Below are 14,333 nucleotides of genomic sequence, written 5' to 3' on the forward strand. Positions count from 1 at the left end.
TTGAATTCGTTAAATAGGACTCGCTATTCGCCTCATTCAAGGTCTCAATGGCTCTAAATTAGCCATTTTTTCGCGCAGTAAATAATTCTGTTCGCGAAACCCGGGTTTCGTTTGGCGAAGATAAAATATTGGCGAGTAACTTATTATAATAAAGGGGAATCACGTGAAGCTTAAAAGTCTTGTAATTGCAGGTGCGTTAATGACTGCCATGACCTCACCGGCTGTTATGGCTGCGGATGCCATGTCTGATGTGCAAAAGAAAGCTATTGAACAGGTTGTTCATGATTATCTTGTCAATAATCCGGAAGTCCTGCTCGAAGCCTCCCAGGCATTACAAAAAAAACAACAACAGAACATACAGGAGCAGGCTCTTTCTGCTATTCAGGAAAATGCCAAGCAATTGTTCAGCGATAAAATGACTACGATTGGAAATCCCAAGGGCAACGTCACACTGGTTGAATTTTTTGACTACCAATGTATTCATTGCAAGAAAATGGCGCCTGTTCTCAGTGGGTTAGTAAAAAAAGACGGCAATCTGCGCGTTATCTACAAAGAATTTCCAATTTTCGGCAAGAGCTCCGAGACGGCGTCAAGAGCCGCTCTGGCAGCCGCCATGCAAGGTAAATATCAAGCCATGCATGAAGCGCTGATCAAGCAGAAAAATCGCTTGAATGATAAAATTATTGATGATGCGGCCAAGGAAGTTGGTCTTAATATGACCAAATTCAAGTCGGATATGAACAGCAAAGCCGTAACAGACATGCTCAACGCCAATCGTGATCTGGCTGAAAAATTGCATTTGATGGGTACTCCCGCGTTTATTATCGCGTCCACGCCATCTGGACAATTTAACGCGTCTACCAAGCCAACGTTTATCCCTGGTGCCGCCAGCGAGCAATCGTTGCAGGAAATCATCAAAAAAACGGCGAGCTAAATAGTTGTTTTGGTCGAGGTTGGGCCTCTTCTGGCCCAACAAATGTTGTCAGCCAAACCGGCATGCTATAATGCCTTGGGTATTGGGTTCTGTGCACTTATCTTTTATCGGCTGCAAATTAATCTCAATTTTCGCTTCGATAAAAGATAAGTGCACAGAACCTAGTACTGTTTCCATTTAGTTTTGACAGGTTAACTGTCATTCCCGCGAAGGCGGGAAACCATTCCTGATGTGGCTCAGTGCTTGATTCAGTATGGATCCCCGCCTTCGCGGGGATGACAAAAAGACAAACATTCTGTGCAAGCCAACCTGTCAAAACTAAATGGAAAGGGTACTAGTACAACGTTTCACTGAAGTTGTCTTGCTTGTTTGTTATTGCTGCGACAGCGGGTCAAGTCGTAGGTCGGGCCAGGCGCCCGACCTACCTCTCCTGTCTCCTTGGCAACAGGACAGAATCAGTGAAACGTTGTACTAGGTTCCACGGACAAAATACCTTAAAATCAAATATTGACGAAGCACCAGTTTTTTTTGAGACAGTTATATGACAAAACCCAGTACTTTCCAGGATATCATCCTGACCCTGCAGCAATTTTGGGCTGAAAAAGGATGCGTCGTTTTGCAACCCCTGGACATGGAAGTGGGTGCGGGAACGTTTCATCCCGCCACGTTTTTAAGAGCCATTGGCCCGGAACCGTGGGCGGCCGCCTATGTGCAGCCTTCCCGCAGGCCAACCGACGGACGCTATGGTGAAAATCCCAATCGCGTGCAGCACTATTACCAGTTTCAGGTAGTGTTGAAGCCGTCCCCTCTGGATATTCAGGAAAAATATCTGGATTCCCTGCGCGCCCTTGGCATTGATCCGCTGACGGATGACATCCGTTTTGTCGAGGATAATTGGGAATCACCCACGCTTGGGGCCTGGGGCCTGGGATGGGAAGTCTGGCAGAATGGTATGGAAGTGTCGCAGTTTACCTATTTCCAACAAGTCGGCGGGCTGGTATGCAAACCGGTGACCGGGGAGTTGACTTATGGTCTGGAGCGTCTCGCCATGTACGTTCTGGGCGTAGATAACCTGTTCGATTTGCCCTGGAGCAGGACGGAGCATGGCACTGTTACTTATGGGGACGTGTTTCATCAGAATGAAGTGGAAATGTCTACCTACAATTTTGAACACGCCAACGTCGACGCCTTATTTCAGCAGTTTGATTATTATGAGAAAGAAGCCGAAAAACTGACGGCTTTGAATTTGCCGTTGCCCGCTTATGAAATGGTTATGAAAGCGTCGCATTGCTTTAATTTGCTGGATGCCCGACACGCGGTTTCCGTAACGGAAAGACAGCGTTTCATTTTAAGGGTCAGGCAATTATCCCGCGCGGTCGCACAAGCGTACTTCGATGCGCGTGAAGCGTTGGGTTTTCCTATGCTGAAGGTAGATCAAGATGTATAAAGATTTTTTATTTGAGATAGGGTGTGAGGAACTGCCTTTTGCCGCCGTTGGAACGTTGGTTCAGGAGTTGGTGTCCAATGTGGTCAAAGCCTTGCAAAAGTCAGAAATTGGTTTTGAGTCCATAACCCCTTTTGCAACCCCGAGGCGTCTGGCGTTACGGATCACGAAACTGAATACCCAACAACCGGATCGGCTGGTTACGCGGCGTGGACCGGCTCTTGCAGCCGCCTATGACAGCGACGGCCAACCCACCAAAGCCCTGCAAGGCTTTGCAAAATCCTGCGCTGTCCCTGTGGAGGCGTTGTCGGTTGAAGAGACGGAGAAGGGGGAGTGGCTGGTTTATAAATCCAGGGTATGTGGTGCGAAAACCAGAGACATTTTGCCTGATTTAATGCGCCAGGCCATAGCGGATCTACCTATTAAAAAACCCATGCGCTGGGGAAGCGGTGATATTGAATTTGCCCGTCCGGTGCACTGGATTGTGATGTTGCTTGGTGAGGAAGTGATACCTTGCGATATTTTAGGCGTGCATGCGGGACAAACGACCCATGGCCATCGTTTTCTTCATCCGCAGGGGATAGTTATTGAAAAACCGGCCGATTATGAAGCGCAACTGGAACAAGCGTTTGTGATCGCCGGTTATGACAAGCGGCGCAATACCATTATCAAACAGGTGCGGGATGTTGCCACTCAGGCAGGGGCAGAGGCCATTATGCCGGACTCGCTGATCGATGAAGTGACCGCTATTGTGGAATGGCCGCAGGCGTTGCTGGCTGAATTCCCGCCCGAATTTCTGAATGTGCCGTCGCAAGCCTTGATTGCTTCCATGCAATCACACCAGAAATGTTTTGCCTTGCAGGATTCATCCGGGCAATTACTGCCGCGCTTTGTGGCGGTGGCTAACATTAAAAGCGGCAAACCCGGACAAGTGATTGCCGGTAACGAAAAAGTCATGCGGGCCCGCTTGAGTGATGCCGCTTTCTTTTTTGAGCAGGATAAAAAACAACCGCTTGCCCGGCATATCGCGGCAACTGAAAAAGTGGTTTTCCAGGCTCGTCTGGGCACCTTGTACGACAAGGCCAGACGTTTGCAGATATTAATGGCCATACTGGCTCATCCGCTCGATCTGGATGAAGTCAAGGCCAAGCGCGCCGCAGAACTTAGTAAATGTGATTTGATGACCGGTATGGTCGGCGAATTCCCGGAATTACAGGGATTGATGGGCTATTATTATGCCCGCCATGACGGGGAGGATCTGGATGTTGCGAAGGCGCTGAATGAGCAATATTTGCCCCGATTCTCCGGTGATGAACTGCCGGAAACGACATTGGGACTGGCGCTATCACTGGCGGATCGTCTCGATACGCTGGCGGGTATTTTTGCTATTGGCGGCAAGCCGTCCGGTATGAAGGATCCGTTCAAGCTGCGGCGTCATGCCCTTGCGGTGGTGCGTTTGTTAATGGCAACGCCCGCCAGATTGAGCTTGTCGGGATTAATCAGTGAAGCCGCCCTTGTCTATGGCAAGCAACTTGATACAAAGGACGCGTCTATTGCGGAATTACAACCGTTCATTCTGGAGAGGCTGCAGTCTTTTTATCAGGGCAGGGGTATTTCGGTTGATCTCGTGCATGCCGTTCGTGCCAGACAGGATGACTGGTTGTATGATTTTGACAGGCGGATTCATGCGTTGGCTGATTTTGTAACCAGGCCGGAAGCGTCCGTTCTCAGTGCCGCCTGCAAACGGGTACATAATCTGCTGCAACAGGCCCATAGCCAGGAGATACCATGGACGACTGTGAATGATGATCGGTTGGAAAACGGTGCGGAACGTGAGCTGTTTACACGATTGCTGAGTACGGAACAACAGGTGGCGTTGCTATACGAACAGAGTGATTATAAATCCATTCTGACGCAACTGGCCGGATTGCGGGAGCCGGTTGACGCGTTCTTTGATCATGTGATGGTTATGGTTGATAACCCGGAAGTGAAGAAAAACCGCCTGGCGTTACTTGCCAGATTACAAGCCCTGTTACAAGGGGTTGCCGATATCTCGATGTTGCAATTACATTCATGAACAAGTTTATTGTCCTGGACAGGGATGGGGTTATCAATTTCGATTCGCCCCACTATATCAAAACAGTCGGTGAATTTATCCCGATCCCAGGCAGTATAAAAGCCATTGCCAGACTGACCGAAGCCGGTTACACCATTGGTATCGCGACCAATCAATCCGGGATTGCGCGTGGTTATTATTCGGAACACGTCCTGGCCGATATTCACGACAGCATGTTATCCGAGATCGGTAAAGCGGGAGGAGAGATTGCCGCGGTGGCTTATTGTCCGCACCTTCCCGATACAGGTTGCAGTTGCCGCAAGCCGGCTCCCGGTATGTTGCTGAAACTGGCGGATAGCTTTCATTGTTCACCTGCCGCACTGATCTTCGCAGGTGATCGTATTTCCGATATCCAGGCTGCTGAGGCGGTTGGAGCCACACCGATTATGATATTGTCGTCCATGACCGACAGGGAGTTATTAAAATCCTATCCTCACGTGCCGGTTTATTCGAGCTTGTCCGCTTATGTGGATGATTTGTTACGACGAGAGAATGAGGGCGTTAGGCCGTAAAAATATATGTCTACCGATCTTAGTGAGTTTGCCATAGGGTATGAGGGAAATGCGCAGCGAGAGCAGGCTTATGAACTGGCTGAACGTTTGCAGTTGCCTGTTGACAATCAGGCAGCCAGGCAATTGCTGGTTACAGAGGAGAGGCTGGTTTTAAAAGTGCCCCCGTTTTTACCCATGTACGCCGATTTTAGCGTCAAGACATGGCAGAAGCGGCGAGATGCCGGGAAACAACAAGGTTTGATTCGTGCTTGCAAACCGGTGCCCGGATTAAAGATTGTGGATGCGACATCCGGCTGGGGTCGGGATGCCGCTATACTGGCCAGCTATGGTGCTGAATTGGTTATGCTGGAGCGTGATCCGATTATGGCGACCCTCCTGATGGACGCGTTACAGCATCGTGACGAGCGATCCCGGCATGTCATGAAATTAATGGTCAGACAATCCGATGCGCTGGACTATTTGAATCGGTTATCCGATAAGGATTATCCGGATGTGATTTATATGGATCCCATGCATCCGGTTCGTCAGAAATCGGCACTGGTCAAAAAAGATTTACAGATATTGCAGCAATTCATCGGCTGTGACGAGGACGCTTTGGATTTGCTGAAACTGGCACAAAAAAAAGCGTTAAAAAAAGTGGTGGTGAAGTGGCCGCAGCAATCCCCGCCTCTGCTTCCACCTGCCAGTAGCATTACAGGCAAAACCGTACGTTTTGATATTTATCAGCGTGTCACGGATTCTGACCAGAAGGCGTAGGTCGGGCGCCTCGCCCAACGTTTTCCCGCAAACCAGCAGAGATAATTTCAGGCAAAACCAAACTCGTCGAGTTCTTCGCGCAAGCGTTTTTCTTCCGCGAGTTCTTCAATCCGCCGCCGACGTTCCAGTTTGGTGGTCGGGTTGAATTCCGCTAACGCTTCAGTATCCATGCCAAATTCTTCAGCGGCTGTCTCAAAATCTTCAAAACGACGAGTACTCATTACACTTCTCCATTAGCAAGACCTGATAATTTCCATAATAACGAGTAAGACGATAAACCTGGTGAGAGAAAAACACACTGATTGTTCCGGTAGTGATTTTTCCCGGTTCCCAGAGCCCAGTGCTTCGTCAAGATTGAATTTACGGGTGTGATCACCTGCCTTGCATTCATCTTTGTACGTTTTTTTGATGCAAAAATGCTCAAATTAGCTCTGCTAGTCCTGCGCTTTTTACATCAAAAAAACGTACAAATCTGAACGAAATTCAGGCGCCAACCCGTAAATTCAATCTTGACGAGGCACTAGTACTGTTTCCATTTCATTTTGCAAGGTTCTGTCATTCCCGCGAAGGCGGGAATCTATCTATCTGGTGGTGCCGTGCCATTATGAACATGGATCCCCGCCTTCGCGGGGATGACACAAAACTAGAGCACAATGTTCAACGCCACCTTGCAAAGCTAAATGAAAACAGTACTAGAAATAAATTAACAGAATTCCACTGTCAAAGACAGTGGAAATTTTGAGAAAAATGAATGAGCCATGCCAATCTTGTCGAGATTAAGCGCCCAGTGCCGGTGGATTGGCATCAGGTTCAGGCGCCGGCGTATTCGCAGCATTGCGTAATGCTGTGATTTGTTCTTTGAGTGAACGGGTGGTGTTTTCAGATACTTTTTCTGTTCTTTTTATTAAAGCATCGTATTTGGCACGACCCCTTTCTGCTCTTTCTGTTATGACCTGAAGCCTATCTGGTTTCTCCGCAAACAATTCCTCTTTTTTCACGACTCTGCCATTGACTTCAATAGAAATTTTATCCGGTGGGAAGCCGGCTTTAAGCGCGCCTTCATAAGCGTTTCTGCCCATCTCCATGACGTATTTTTCATCCATTTTACCATCCGCGCCTTTTTGTCCCTTGTGGTTTACGCTCATGGTGATGGAGTCATGACCGCTGGCCCGGACTGCTGCGGCCATATTGGTCATATCGTAGACCATATTATGATTACGGTAGTAGAGTAGGTTCCATTTGGGGAATTGTATGGCGAAACTACCGTCATTTTGAGGCTTGATAGTTCGTCCTGTGAAACTGTAAATGACAGGCAGATCGGTGACTTTTATTCCTTTTAACGTAGCTGATCCGTTCGAATCAATACCGATTTGGGCGGTCGTTGGCTCCTGGCTCTGGTTCTTTTTCGCCAGCTCATCAATGGCCGCCCTGTTTTTTTCATTTTCATAAATACCGGCCAGATAGGTAATACGTTCGATTTCCTTTCGACTTTCCTCGTGCAAGGCCGTGATGTCTTTGTTGACTTCCTTGTTAAACGCGGCCAGCGTTTCCTGTTGTTTTTTTTCCAGAGCCTTTTTCATCTCCTCGTGCAAATCACTAACCTGCTCATCGTCTAAACCTGTGCCGGCTTTGAGATGATTGATAAAGGTCGGGTCGTTGAATTTGTTTTCCAGGTTTTCCAGTTCCTGTTTATGTTGTGCCTTGATAGCGGCATCGGCTTCTCCCTTGACGCCTTGCAGGTAGGAAGCGATGGCCTGGGCGTTAAATTCCCTGGGCTCCTGGGTGAGCAAGCGACTGACCGCTTCCATTTCCTGCTTGAATTTGTCGTTAGCCTGCGTGGTGGCCTCGCTGGTCTGCAAGACCTCGGCAATTGCCTCTTTAACGGCATCCACGTCCGGAGAACTGTCCTTTAATTTATCACCCAGGGTCGTGTCGTCCGGTAATTTAATTCCTGCAAAGGTGGTGGCATTTTTCGCACGTTTTTTCTGATAATTTTCAAACGCACCGGTACCGGAGAGGGACGCGTCATTTTCGATACTTGGCCCGTACTCGTCCAGATACTTTTTCTTTTGCTCCGCAGTAAACATCTTAAATTTATCGTGGGATTTAAAAAGTTTCTTTAAATTAGCTGTATTCAAACCCGGCATATGTCACCTGCTGTATCAATATCATTGCTTATATTCTAGAGTATAACAGTAAAAACTTAACCGTTGATTAAGTCAAGAAATATGGCATTTTGTTTGTGCACAGGGCAATTATTTTTACAAAAGGGCGGTAGCCCGCAAGGAGGCCTGCGGCCGTCTTGCGGGTTTCGTGGTTCAATATTGTTCCGGGAAAACAGGTAAGTACCCACGTGGACGATTTCCCGCATTACAGCGAAGCCTTCATGGCGGGCTACATGTTTTTTGTAAATAGGTTGGGGCGCTATGCTGACCAACCTACCCAATAAGTGTGCATTTAATACCATTACCAGGCCGGTATGGCCGCGTTATGAAATAATGCCTTGGCCTTGTCGCGAACGGCTTCAGAGTGCATCGCTTTGACGAATTGCTCCAGTTGCACCCTTTTTTTGGTGTCGCGACGGATGACAATTAAATTGGCATAGGGGGAATCCTTGCTTTCGATAAACAGTGCGTCTTTGGACGGATTCAGCCCGGCCGGAATGGCAAAATTGGTATTGATAACCGCGGCGTCGACGTCATTCAGGATCCTGGGGAGTTGCGCGGCATCCAGTTCCTTGATTTGCAGTTGCCTGGGGTTGCTCGCAATATCGGCAACGGAGGCGTTTTTGGTTATTTTCAGGGTGATCAATCCCGCTTTTTCCAGCAGCAGCAAGGCGCGAGCTTCATTACTGGGATCGTTGGGTATCGCAATGACCGCTTTATCAGGAAGCTGGCCTAAGGATTTTATTTTTTGCGAATAAATGCCTGTAGGGTATACGAACGTTTTACCAATAGCTTCCAGGTCATAGCCGTGGGCTTTGACGGCGGATTGCAGGTAGGGCAGATGCTGATAGATATTGGCATCCAGGCTGCCGTCCTGCAAGGCTTCGTTGGGAAGGTTGTAATCGCTGAATTGAACGATTTTGACAGTCAGTCCATAGTCTTTCGCAGCGACGTCCTTGGCCACGTCGACCAAATCAGTTTCCGGCCCGGCGATAGTACCGATAACCAGCGTGTTCGGAGAAGGCTTGTTACAGCCGAGTAAACTGGCTGCCAGTAAAACAATACTTATAATGCGCATGAATAGGTCTCCTAACTTAGCGTCGGTCAAAATGTCGGGCCAGCTTGTCTCCGCCCATTTGCAGCAATTGTACCATGACAATCAAAATCACCACCGTGGCTATCATAATACTGATATTAAATCGTTGATAACCATAACGAATGGCCAGATCGCCTAACCCTCCGCCGCCAACCGTACCGGCCATGGCCGAATAATTCACCAGGGTTATCGCGGTGACCGTGACCGCCTGAATTAAGGCGGGTAAGGCTTCCGGTAACAGGATGTGACGAATCATCTGCCAGGAATTCGCGCCTATGGAAAAACCGGTTTCAATCAGGCCGGCCGGAAGGCCTTGATAAATATTATCAACCAGACGGGCGAAAAATGGCGTGGCGCCTAATGTGAGCGGCACTATGGCGGCGTTGATCCCTATGGATGTACCCACGACGAGACGGGTGAAAGGAATGAGCGCGACCAGCAGAATAATAAAGGGAATAGAGCGCGCCATGTTGATAAGCCCTGCTATGCTGCGGTTTAAAGACGGGTGTGGTTTTATTTTGGAACTGGTGAATAACAACGTGCCCAGCGGCAAGCCTAAAAGACAGGCCAGAATGGTGCTTAGAATAACCATATAGAGGGTTTCAGCACTGGCAACCAGTAAATCATATAACAGAGTCAGTGACATAACCTAAAATCTCCACAGTTAATTGGGCTTCTTCACAACGTTGTATAAACTGATTCATCAGAAGCGGTGTGGCGTTCAGCTCAACCACCAGAACGCCGCAGGTAACCGTATCAAAGCGATCGATATTGGCAAGAAGAATATTAATATCCACATCAAGTTCGCGGCTTGTCCGGCTGATGAAGGGTACGGTCGCGTTTTCACCTTGAAAGAACAGCTTTACGACCGGTTTGTTGGTGACTATCCCGGATAAATGGCTGGTCAGACAGGCGGGTAGTTGAGGACTTAACTGGGTGTATAGCATTTTGCGGGCCTGGCTGTCCGGGTTGCTAAAAACGCTGGCCAGCGCCGTTGTTTCAATGATGGCGCCTTCCTCCATAACCGCCAGGCGATGACAAATTCGTTTAACCACATCCATTTCATGGGTAATTAATACGATGGTGATGCCGTAGAGCCGGTTGATTTTTTTTAACAGTTCCAGAATTGAATCGGTGGTTTCCGGATCAAGGGCCGACGTCGCTTCGTCACAGAGCAGAATTTTAGGGGAGCAACTGAGCGCGCGGGCTATGGCGACCCTTTGTTTCTGGCCGCCGCTGAGCTGGGCAGGATAAGAGGCGCTTTTATCCTGTAATTCAACCAGCGGTAACAATTCGTCAATCTTGTTTTTAATAGCGGTTTCATCCATGCCCTGGATCCGCATGGGCAAAGCAATATTGTCGTACACGGTTTTAGACGACAGCAAATTGAAATGCTGAAAAATCATTGCTATTTTGTGGCGCACCTGACGCAATCTTTTTCTGTCCAGAAGCGTAATATCCTGGTTGTCTATAACCACTTCACCGCTATCAGGACATTCCAGAAGATTGATGGTGCGCAGCAGCGTGGATTTTCCCGCTCCGCTTTTGCCGATAACGCCAAAAATTTCCCCTTCCTGAACAAAGAGGTTAATGTCACGAAGGGCTGGGATGTCACCGTAGGATTTATACAATCCAGTTAATTCAATCATTCGTTTGTCTACCAGAAATAACGCTGCGGGAGAGGTGGCCGGGAGGGGATAATTATGCCCGCTTTAGCCGTGTTTACATGACAGGATAAAATCATGAGCGCCCGCAAGCTGAGTGTTTCAAATCGGCGCAGCAAAGGATTATACACAATCCGATTGATGTTTCAAAGGGAATGAGGGCTATCTGCTGTCAGAATACTCTGTGCAGGGCAAAACATCATGAGTTTGGTGCGTTTTTTAAAATTGATAAGCGGTGTATTTATACTCCATGTCAGTGCAAGTGCTCCCTTTGCTGGTAAATAAACCCACCCCGGCTAAAATACCCGCAGCACCTGCGCCGGTTAAAGCGGCACCCACGGGAACCACGCCAACGGCCATCAGGATTATACCTGCTATTACAGCCAGAGATCCGCCTGCTATGAGAGCAATGCCGAAGCTCGGCAGAGTAAATAAAGAATGACAACATGACCGGTTTTGGGTTGGAGTTGCTTTGGGAGACGTCGTGGTAAACAGCGCCGTGGTTTCTCGTAACTCATCAGCCTTTTTATTCAGGGCTGCGGGATTTTCACCTTCTAAAAGCCTTTCCTGCAATTGATGCTGCAATTGTTTGTTTGCTGCGACAATGGCTTTCGTTGCGTGTTGTTTCGTATTATCGATTAACCGTTGCGTTGTTGCGGTAATTTCGGGAGATTGATCAAATTGTCTTAATTGTGGCACTTGCTCTTTTAGCTGCTCCAGAGCGGCTATCATTTCTGAGTTTTTGGTTTTCTTACTCTGCACTATCTTAAGCTGGATGGCTATGTCTTCCAGCAACTTTTGGGCTTTTGCATCCTGGCTCATGCTTGGGTTCTCCCGAAATGTTTAAAAGTCCCCCATCATGTCGCCATAAGAAGCCTCGATAAGGAGAGTGGCATAATATCATTGACTGTTTGTGATATACAAATGGTTCTAAAATCATCTGCGTGCTGCGACTTGTTCGCGGCATCCAGGAATGCGTAGTTCTGAACTTTGAACCACTGGTTCCCGCGAATCAATCGCGGGACGTAGACGTTTTTCAAGAATTAAATCCATGCAAAACGAAATGGAAACAGTACTACCCATCTTTTGCAACGCTATTGACAAATAGCATGCTCCTTGGCAGGCTGGCTTCCTTTTTAATGACAAAGGAGTGAGCAGTAATGAAAAAAACAACCCTGATGGTCGCGGCAGCCCTGTTTTCATTGTCGGCGCGAGCTGTTGAATTACCGACTTTTTCTGATGTGGCCGCTGCCGTGAAAGAGGGAAAGCAATTGACGTTTGTGGTGACATTGAATGCTTGTGAAACGGATTTTCCTGTACCCGGTGAAAACGTTTCTTCCGTGACACCCAATGCGGCGATGGTTGTCAATAATGAGCGGGTGACCGCGTCTGATCGTCATTTCACTATGAACGATCCCTCCATGCCGGGAACGCCCGTATATGGTTACAGCAAATTCAATGTGAACGTGGATGGCAGCGCCACCATGAATGCGACCATTATGAAAGCGGTTGATTACAGCAGAGTGGGCGCTTTTGAAGTTCGCTGCACGCTTGGCAAGGGCATGAAAGTGTTTGCCTGATTCAATGTAACGACTCAGGCGGGTCATTTCGACACCTGGCAAACGGCCTGATAAGGTTTCCCTTACACCTGTAATTCCGGACGGTTTTTAAAATGCTCCAACGCGTCCGGATTAGCCAGCGTTTGCAGGTTATTGATGGGCTCGTCATGAACGGCCTTGCGAACGGCTACCTCGACGGTTTTGCCGCTGATGGTTTTGGGTATATCGGGAACCTGTATGATAACGGCGGGTACATGGCGTGGTGAGGCGTGACTGCGGATGGTCTGGCGAATGAGATTTTGCAGTTCCTCATTCAGGGTTTTGCCGTCCCGCAATTTGACAAACAGAACGACACGGACGTCATCCTGCCAGTTCTGACCAATCACTACACTATCAAGAATGTCTGAAATGGTTTCAATCTGGCGATAAATTTCTGCCGTACCGATACGTACACCACCGGGATTTAAAACCGAATCGGAGCGCCCGTGAATAATCAAACCATGATCAGGCGTGATTTCGGCAAAATCACCGTGTGCCCAAACGTTGTTGAAATGATCAAAGTAAGCGTGTCGATAGGCGTTCCTGTCCGGATCATTCAAGAAACCGACCGGCATGGAAGGAAACGGTTTGGTGCAAACCAGTTCACCGCGTTCGCCAACAATGGATTTTCCCTGTTCATCGAATACGTCAACCGCCATGCCCAGTCCGAAACATTGTAATTCGCCGCGGCGAACCGGAAGAACGGGATTACCCAGAGCGAAGCAGGAAATGATATCCGTACCTCCTGAAATGGAGCTTAACTGCAGATCAGATTTGATATGTTGATATACAAAATCATAGTTTTTGGGCAGCAAGGGGGAGCCGGTGGATAAAATGGTTTTCAAATGCGGAAAAGTCATGCGGCTATTGGGATAGGCATTGGCTTTTTCGATGGCTGAAATGAATTTGGCGCTGGTGCCGAATACGGTGATTTTTTCATCGGCCAGTATTTTGAAAAGACGGTAAACATCGGGATGGGTCGGCGCCCCTTCATAAAGTGTCAACGTGGCGCCCAGTGCCAGAACGGAAACCATCCAGTTCCACATCATCCAGCCACAGGTTGTGTAAAAACACAAATTATCCTGTTTATCGATATTGCTGTGCAGGCCAAGTTCCTTCATATGTTGTAACAAAGTGCCTCCGGCGCCGTGAACGATACATTTGGGTTTGCCTGTTGTGCCTGATGAAAAAAGAATATAAAGGGGGTGATTAAAAGGCATGGGCAGAAACTCACAATCCTCGGCAGGTTGTAAAAAATTATCCCATGTCGTTGCCTTTTCAACCGGTTTGATGTCCGAAGACTCATGAATAAACGGACAAATGACCAGTTGTTTCAGAGAGGGGATGGCGTTGCTTATCGCCAGAATTTTACCGGCCGCATCGTGAATTTTCCCCATATATTGATGGCCATCGCAAATAAACAGTATTTTCGGTTCAATCTGGCCCAATCGGTCAATAATGGCCTGTTCCCCGAAATCCGGCGAACAGGAAGACCATGTCGCGCCAAGGGATGCCGTAGCCAGCATGGCGATGATCGTCTGAGTGATATTAGGCATGACGGCGGCGACCCGATCACCCTGGCCGACCCCCGCTTTTTTCAGTCCCGCCGTGCAACGCGCCACCTGTTTACGTAATTCCCGATAACTCAGCTTTTGACGGTGGCCTGCTTCGTCGATGCTGACTATAGCCGGGTGATTATCCCGGCGGTTCAGTAATTTTTCTGCGAAATTAAAGGTGGCGCCCTCAAACCAGCGCGCGTCCATCATATGTTGATAAGGACTGAGTGTTTGTTTGGGCGGTGTGGTAAAAGTAAGCCCGAAATAGTTGACCAGCGTCTCCCAGAAAAGAGCCGGTTGTTGTATGGACCAGCGATGCAGTTGCTGATAATCCGTGAAGTGTTCCTTGTGCTGTTGCTCCGCATAGCGCATGAAGTGCCACATTCGGCTTTTTTCAGGTTGTTGTGGTTGCCAGATAATCGTGCTCATAAGCGACTTCCTTTCGGTCTGCAAGCTAAAGGGAGTTATTTTACGACACCGTGGCGTGATCTC

Annotated in this window: 13 protein-coding genes; 6 read left to right on the top strand and 7 right to left on the bottom strand. The window is 48.3% G+C overall.

All coding sequences use genetic code 11. The features are described from left to right. The first annotated feature begins 163 nt into the window (after positions 1-163). The 5 genes from CKW05_RS04390 (at position 164) to CKW05_RS04410 (ending at position 5,762) form a co-directional block, all read left to right on the top strand. Positions 164-934 carry a DsbA family protein gene (locus tag CKW05_RS04390; protein ID WP_058484789.1) on the top strand — a complete coding sequence of 257 codons (771 nt, stop codon included), beginning with the start codon at positions 164-166 and terminating at the stop codon, positions 932-934. Between the two features lie 541 nt (positions 935-1,475). Further along, the gene (gene glyQ, locus CKW05_RS04395) at positions 1,476-2,381 is read left to right on the top strand and encodes a glycine--tRNA ligase subunit alpha (protein WP_058484788.1); all 906 of its coding nucleotides are present in this window, start codon (positions 1,476-1,478) and stop codon (positions 2,379-2,381) included. After that, entirely contained in the window at positions 2,374-4,455 is a 2,082-nt protein-coding gene (gene glyS, locus CKW05_RS04400) for a glycine--tRNA ligase subunit beta (RefSeq protein WP_058484787.1), read from the top strand. The genes glyQ and glyS overlap by 8 nt, the downstream gene beginning before the upstream one ends. Continuing rightward, the gene (gene gmhB, locus CKW05_RS04405) at positions 4,452-5,006 is read left to right on the top strand and encodes a D-glycero-beta-D-manno-heptose 1,7-bisphosphate 7-phosphatase (RefSeq protein ID WP_058484786.1); all 555 of its coding nucleotides are present in this window, start codon (positions 4,452-4,454) and stop codon (positions 5,004-5,006) included. The genes glyS and gmhB overlap by 4 nt, the downstream gene beginning before the upstream one ends. A 6-nt stretch (positions 5,007-5,012) precedes the next feature. Continuing rightward, positions 5,013-5,762, top strand: coding sequence for a class I SAM-dependent methyltransferase (locus CKW05_RS04410; protein ID WP_058484785.1), 750 nt, complete (start codon positions 5,013-5,015; stop codon positions 5,760-5,762). 47 nt (positions 5,763-5,809) lie between these two features. Here CKW05_RS04410 and CKW05_RS15430 read toward each other — a convergent pair whose 3' ends face one another. The 6 genes from CKW05_RS15430 to CKW05_RS04440 form a co-directional block, all read right to left on the bottom strand. Beyond that, positions 5,810-5,983 carry a PA3496 family putative envelope integrity protein gene (locus CKW05_RS15430; RefSeq protein ID WP_165481204.1) on the bottom strand — a complete coding sequence of 58 codons (174 nt, stop codon included), beginning with the start codon at positions 5,981-5,983 and terminating at the stop codon, positions 5,810-5,812. Positions 5,984-6,538: 555 nt separating this feature from the next. Then, positions 6,539-7,909 (bottom strand): hypothetical protein, encoded by a 1,371-nt coding sequence (locus CKW05_RS04415; RefSeq protein ID WP_058484584.1) that lies wholly within the window; start codon positions 7,907-7,909, stop codon positions 6,539-6,541. A gap of 319 nt (positions 7,910-8,228) precedes the next feature. After that, complete coding sequence (locus CKW05_RS04425; RefSeq protein WP_058484582.1) at positions 8,229-9,005, bottom strand: MetQ/NlpA family ABC transporter substrate-binding protein; 777 nt, start codon at positions 9,003-9,005, stop codon at positions 8,229-8,231. Positions 9,006-9,021: 16 nt separating this feature from the next. After that, positions 9,022-9,669 (bottom strand): methionine ABC transporter permease, encoded by a 648-nt coding sequence (locus CKW05_RS04430; protein WP_058484581.1) that lies wholly within the window; start codon positions 9,667-9,669, stop codon positions 9,022-9,024. Beyond that, a complete protein-coding gene (locus tag CKW05_RS04435) occupies positions 9,647-10,672 on the bottom strand; it encodes a methionine ABC transporter ATP-binding protein (RefSeq protein WP_058484580.1) in 1,026 nt (341 codons plus the stop codon). The genes CKW05_RS04430 and CKW05_RS04435 overlap by 23 nt, the downstream gene beginning before the upstream one ends. A gap of 234 nt (positions 10,673-10,906) precedes the next feature. Then, positions 10,907-11,509 carry a hypothetical protein gene (locus tag CKW05_RS04440; RefSeq protein WP_058484579.1) on the bottom strand — a complete coding sequence of 201 codons (603 nt, stop codon included), beginning with the start codon at positions 11,507-11,509 and terminating at the stop codon, positions 10,907-10,909. Positions 11,510-11,847: 338 nt separating this feature from the next. Here CKW05_RS04440 and CKW05_RS04445 point away from each other — a divergent pair, with 338 nt between their 5' ends. Next, positions 11,848-12,267: a VirK family protein gene (locus tag CKW05_RS04445; protein ID WP_058484578.1), complete on the top strand. Its 420-nt coding sequence runs from the start codon at positions 11,848-11,850 to the stop codon at positions 12,265-12,267. Between the two features lie 62 nt (positions 12,268-12,329). Here the strand turns inward: CKW05_RS04445 and CKW05_RS04450 are convergent, their stop codons facing one another. Then, positions 12,330-14,270: an acetoacetate--CoA ligase gene (locus tag CKW05_RS04450; protein WP_058484577.1), complete on the bottom strand. Its 1,941-nt coding sequence runs from the start codon at positions 14,268-14,270 to the stop codon at positions 12,330-12,332. Positions 14,271-14,333 lie beyond the last annotated feature (63 nt).

The organism is Legionella spiritensis, from assembly GCF_900186965.1.
Classification (GTDB): domain Bacteria; phylum Pseudomonadota; class Gammaproteobacteria; order Legionellales; family Legionellaceae; genus Legionella_C; species Legionella_C spiritensis.

Bases quoted from the DNA above. Each gene is read 5' to 3' on its own strand.
- glyQ (WP_058484788.1), top strand. From the start codon at position 1,476: ATGACAAAACCCAGTACTTTCCAGGATATCATCCTGACCCTGCAGCAA.
- glyS (WP_058484787.1), top strand. From the start codon at position 2,374: ATGTATAAAGATTTTTTATTTGAGATAGGGTGTGAGGAACTGCCTTTT.
- gmhB (WP_058484786.1), top strand. From the start codon at position 4,452: ATGAACAAGTTTATTGTCCTGGACAGGGATGGGGTTATCAATTTCGAT.
- CKW05_RS04410 (WP_058484785.1), top strand. From the start codon at position 5,013: ATGTCTACCGATCTTAGTGAGTTTGCCATAGGGTATGAGGGAAATGCG.
- CKW05_RS15430 (WP_165481204.1), bottom strand. From the start codon at position 5,983: ATGAGTACTCGTCGTTTTGAAGATTTTGAGACAGCCGCTGAAGAATTT.
- CKW05_RS04415 (WP_058484584.1), bottom strand. From the start codon at position 7,909: ATGCCGGGTTTGAATACAGCTAATTTAAAGAAACTTTTTAAATCCCAC.
- CKW05_RS04425 (WP_058484582.1), bottom strand. From the start codon at position 9,005: ATGCGCATTATAAGTATTGTTTTACTGGCAGCCAGTTTACTCGGCTGT.
- CKW05_RS04430 (WP_058484581.1), bottom strand. From the start codon at position 9,669: ATGTCACTGACTCTGTTATATGATTTACTGGTTGCCAGTGCTGAAACC.
- CKW05_RS04435 (WP_058484580.1), bottom strand. From the start codon at position 10,672: ATGATTGAATTAACTGGATTGTATAAATCCTACGGTGACATCCCAGCC.
- CKW05_RS04440 (WP_058484579.1), bottom strand. From the start codon at position 11,509: ATGAGCCAGGATGCAAAAGCCCAAAAGTTGCTGGAAGACATAGCCATC.
- CKW05_RS04445 (WP_058484578.1), top strand. From the start codon at position 11,848: ATGAAAAAAACAACCCTGATGGTCGCGGCAGCCCTGTTTTCATTGTCG.
- CKW05_RS04450 (WP_058484577.1), bottom strand. From the start codon at position 14,270: ATGAGCACGATTATCTGGCAACCACAACAACCTGAAAAAAGCCGAATG.